The organism is Methylobacterium sp. WL116 (genome assembly GCF_008039455.1).
Classification (GTDB): domain Bacteria; phylum Pseudomonadota; class Alphaproteobacteria; order Rhizobiales; family Beijerinckiaceae; genus Methylobacterium.
The window spans coordinates 1-4237 of record NZ_VRUV01000399.1 but is presented as its reverse complement, the minus strand read 5'-3'; the positions used below and the strand labels follow the sequence as shown (position 1 = coordinate 4237).

Here is a 4237-nt window from a genome sequence, read left to right as displayed (position 1 = left end):
CGCGCAGGCGCGTCGCGCGCCGGCGCTCGCCCTGCTGCTCGCGCTCACGGCCTGCGCCGGCGAGCAGACCGGGGCGGTGCTGGTTCCGGCCGTCGTCTCCGTGCCGCCGGAGGCGCCGCGCACCACCGGCCGTCCCGCCAACGTCACGGATGCCGACCACGCCAAGCTCGTCGCCTCCTTCGGCGGGGAATACCGGTCGCCGGCCACCCTGCGCCTGCTCACCGAGGTGACCGACCGGCTGGTCAGGGCGAGCGACCGGCCCGACCAAACCTACGCGGTGACGCTGCTCGATTCGCCCGTGGTCAACGCCTTCGCCCTGCCGAGCGGCCGCCTCTACGTCACCCGCGGCCTCGTCGCGCTGGCGAGCGACACCTCGGAGATCGCGGCCGTGCTCGCCCACGAGATCGCGCACGTCACGCTGAGCCACGCCACCGCCCGGACCGAGCTCGAGCTGCGCTCGCAGCTCGTCAGCCGCGTGGTCGCCGACGTGCTGAACGATCCGGCCACCGGCGCCCAGCTCCAGAGTCAGTCGCGCTTCGCGCTCGCGCGCTTCTCCCGCGAGCAGGAGCTCGAAGCCGATGCGGCCGGCGTGCGCACCCTGGCGAAGGCCGGCTACGACCCCTACGGCGCCGGCCGCTTCCTCACCGCGCTGAACCGGACCCTGGCGCTGAAGGCCGGCGGCGGCACCGCGGCCGAGCCGGACATGCTCGCGACTCATCCGGGCACGGCCGAGCGCATCGGGCTCGTCACTCGTGCCGCGCGGCGCACCGGGGCCCCGGGCGTCGGCACCGACGACCGCGCAGCCTACCTCGCGGCGATCGACGGGCTGGCCTACGGCGACAACCCCGGCGAGGGCGCGGTGCGCGGGCACCGCTTCGTGCATCCGAGCCTCGGCATCGCCTTCGAGGTGCCGGAGGGCTTCTCGATCGAGAACACCCGCAACGCGGTGCTGGGCACCACCAACGAGGGCAGCCGGCGCCTGCTGTTCGACCAGGTCGAGGCCAAGGACGGCCAGACCCTCGACGCGATCCTCAAGGCGACGTGGAACGACGCGATCGACCCGGCCTCGATCGAGGTCCAGCCGATCGCCGACCATCCGGCGGCGACCGCCCTGTCCCGCGGCAAGGACTGGACCTTCCGGCTCGCCGCGATCCGCGTCGGCGACGCCACCTTCCGCCTGATCATGGCGGCCAAGGGCGCGACCGACCCCGACCCGGCCTTCCGCCGCTGGATCGCGAGCCTGGCCTCGGTCTCGCCGGCCGAGACCGCCTCGCTCAAGCCGCTGCGCCTGCAGATCGTCGTCGCCGCCTCGTCGAACGCCGAGGACCTCGCCCGGCGGATGGCGGTGCCGGACCGCGCGCTGGATCGGTTCCTGGTGCTCAACGGTCTGGAGCGCGGCGTGCCGCTGAAGACGGGGCAGAGCTACAAGGTGGTGGTGGAGTAAGCGGGCCCACCGCCCTCCGGCGCGCGCCGGCCTTGCCACCGGTGCCGCGTTCGCGCGATGCCCGACCCGGCCGACACGCAGGATGCGCACCCGATGATCCGCTTCTACTATAACCTCGCGCCGAACCCGATGAAGGTGGCGTTGTGCCTCGAGGAGACCGGGCTCGCCTACGAGCCGATCCCGGTGGACACGCGCAGGGGCGAGCAGTTCGCCGAGACCTATGCCGCGATCAACCCGAACGCCAAGGTGCCGGCGATCGTCGACGGCGACGCCACGGTGTTCGATTCGAACGCGATCCTCCTGCATCTGGCCGAGAAGGCCGGGGCCTTCCTGCCCCACGGCGAGGCGGCCCGCGGCCAGATGCTGTCCTGGCTGATGTTCGTGGCCACCGGGATCGGGCCGTTCTCCGGCCAGTGCGTGCATTTCCGCCACTTCGCGCCGGAGGCCGAGCGGACGGGATACGCCGCCGAGCGCTACGTGTTCGAGGCGCGGCGCCACTGGGGCGTGCTCGACGCCCACCTCGCCGGCCGCAGCTTCGTGCTTGCCGAGTACGGCATCGTCGACATGGCGGTCTGGGGCTGGGCGCGGATGCTGCCCTTCATGCTCGGCGAGGACGCGATCCTCGAATTCCCGAACGTGAAGCGGCTGCTCGACACGGTGAGCGCCCGCCCGGCGGCGCAGCGGGCGGAAAGCCTCAAGGGCCGGCACGCGTTCAAGGCCGAGGTGGACGACGACGCCCGGCGCTTCCTGTTCCGGTCGATGAAGGTCGGCTGAGTTCAGGCGGCGATCGAAACGCCGACCTCCACTTTCCCTCCCCCCCCCTGCGGGGGAGGGTGGGCCTCGCGTCAGCGAAGGTCGGGAGAGGGGAGCGACGTCTCCGGAACTGTCGCTCCCCTGTGCCGACCCGCTGCGCGGGCCACCCTCCCCCGCAGAGGGGGGAGGGCAGGGGGACGTCTGCCTCAGGCCGCGGCGAGCGCGCCCATCGACATCGATTCCTTCTTCATCAGCTCGCGATAGAACCCGTCGAGATGGGTCAGCTTGTCCGGCGAGCCGTCCTGAATGATGCGGCCGCCCTCCAGGACCACGATCCGGTCGAAGTCCTTGAGGGTCGAGAGCCGGTGGGCGATGGCGATGACCGTGCGGCCCTTCATCAGGTTGGCGAGCGCGTGGCGGATCGCCTCCTCCGACTCGGCGTCCAGCGCCGAGGTCGCCTCGTCGAGGAGCAGGATCGGCGAATCCTTGAGGATCGCGCGGGCGATGGCGATGCGCTGGCGCTGGCCGCCCGAGAGCTTGACCCCGCGGTCGCCGACGATGGTGTCGAATCCTTCCGGCAGGGCGTTGATGAAGTCGGTGCAGTGCGCCGCGTCGGCCGCCTTCCACACGTCCTCGTCGGAGGCCTCCGGCCGGCCGTAGCGGATGTTCTCGCGCAGGGTGCGGTGGAACATCGACACGTCCTGCGGCACGACCGTGATCGCCTCGCGCAGGGATTCCTGCGTCACCCGGTCGATGTCCTGACCGTTGATCAGGATCTTGCCGCCCTTGGACTCGTAGAAGCGCTGGATCAGCGAGAACAGGGTCGACTTGCCGCCGCCCGACTTGCCGACGAGGCCGACGCGCTGGCCGGGCTCGAGCACGAGGTCGAAGTCGGTGAAGACCGAGCGCCCGTCCGGGTAGGCGAAGGCGACGTGCTGGAACTCGATGCGCGCGCCGGTGCCCGAGAGCGGCACCGCCTCGGGGTGGTCGATCAGGTCGTGCGGCTGCAGCAGGGTGTGCAGCGCCTCCGAGAGGCGGGCGGTGTGCTGGGTCGCGTCGACGAGCGCCACGGCGAGGTCGCGGGTGGCGGCGAGGATGCGGATGCCCAGCGTGCAGACCAGCACCACCTGGCCGTTGGTCGCCTGCCCCGCCTCCCACATGGTGATCGCCCAGTAGAGTAGGCCGAGCACCGCGAGCACGGTGAGGATCGCGTGCACGATGCGGAGCTTCTCGAGGTAGAGCAGCGAGGAGCGCCGCGCGCGCATCTCCTGGGCGATCGTGCCCTCGAAGCGCACGCCTTCGCGCTTGAACGCCGAGAAGGCGCGCACCAACGGCATGTTGCCGACGAGGTCCACCATCTCGCCGTCGACGCTCGCGGCCTTCGAGGCGAAGTCGTGGTGCAGCGGCTTGCCGGCCGCCGCCATCTTGAACATCAGCACCACCACGGCGGCGAAGATGCCGGCCAGCACCAAGGCCATCGTGACGTTGACGCTGCCGATGTAGAGGATCGAGCCGAAGGCCGCGACGCAGGGCGGCATCACGTTGAACACGAACATGTTCTCGACCGTGAAGATCGCGTTCGAGGTCGCGGTGATGCGCGAGGCCAGCGTGCCCGGCTGCCGGTCGGCGAAGAAGCTCGGGGAGTGCCCGGTCATGTGCCGGAACAGGTCGCGGCGGATGTCGCCGGTGACGCCGACGAAGGTGAAGGAGCCGACGAGCGAGGCCACGCGCCAGAGCATGTTGTCGGCGGCGATGAAGGCGATGAGGACCGCGAGCGCCCCCCAAACGAGGTTCGCCTGCGGCCCCTTGCTCAGCGCGTCGACCACGCCCTTCAGCGCGTAGTCGGTCGAGACCGAGAAGCCGACGGCGCCGAGCACCGCGATCAGGATCACCGCATGCGGCAACGCCCGGCGCCGCAGGTAGCGGCCCACGAAGGCGAAGGGCCGGTCGGCGTATTGGCAGAGGTCTTCCATCGCGATGAGCATCTCGATTTCAGGCGACGCGGAGGGCCGGCAAGCCGCTGCACCACGACTTCGCCTC

General features: G+C 71.1%; 3 protein-coding genes. 2 read left to right on the top strand and 1 reads right to left on the bottom strand.

What is annotated here, in order from left to right:
* Positions 1–31: 31 nt before the first annotated feature.
* Together FV223_RS21330 and FV223_RS21325 are read left to right on the top strand one after the other, a co-directional pair.
* Positions 32–1444: a M48 family metalloprotease gene (locus FV223_RS21330; RefSeq protein ID WP_147728877.1), complete on the top strand. Its 1413-nt coding sequence runs from the start codon at positions 32–34 to the stop codon at positions 1442–1444.
* A 93-nt stretch (positions 1445–1537) separates the two neighbouring features.
* Positions 1538–2218: a glutathione S-transferase N-terminal domain-containing protein gene (locus tag FV223_RS21325; protein WP_147728876.1), complete on the top strand. Its 681-nt coding sequence runs from the start codon at positions 1538–1540 to the stop codon at positions 2216–2218.
* Between the two features lie 185 nt (positions 2219–2403).
* Here the strand turns inward: FV223_RS21325 and FV223_RS21320 are convergent, their stop codons facing one another.
* Positions 2404–4170, bottom strand: a complete 1767-nt coding sequence (locus FV223_RS21320; protein WP_147728875.1) for an ABC transporter ATP-binding protein — start codon at positions 4168–4170, stop codon at positions 2404–2406.
* Positions 4171–4237 lie beyond the last annotated feature (67 nt).

Excerpts from the sequence above, each read along its gene's own strand:
- FV223_RS21325 (WP_147728876.1), top strand. The coding sequence starts at position 1,538 with ATGATCCGCTTCTACTATAACCTCGCGCCGAACCCGATGAAGGTGGCG.
- FV223_RS21320 (WP_147728875.1), bottom strand. The coding sequence starts at position 4,170 with ATGGAAGACCTCTGCCAATACGCCGACCGGCCCTTCGCCTTCGTGGGC.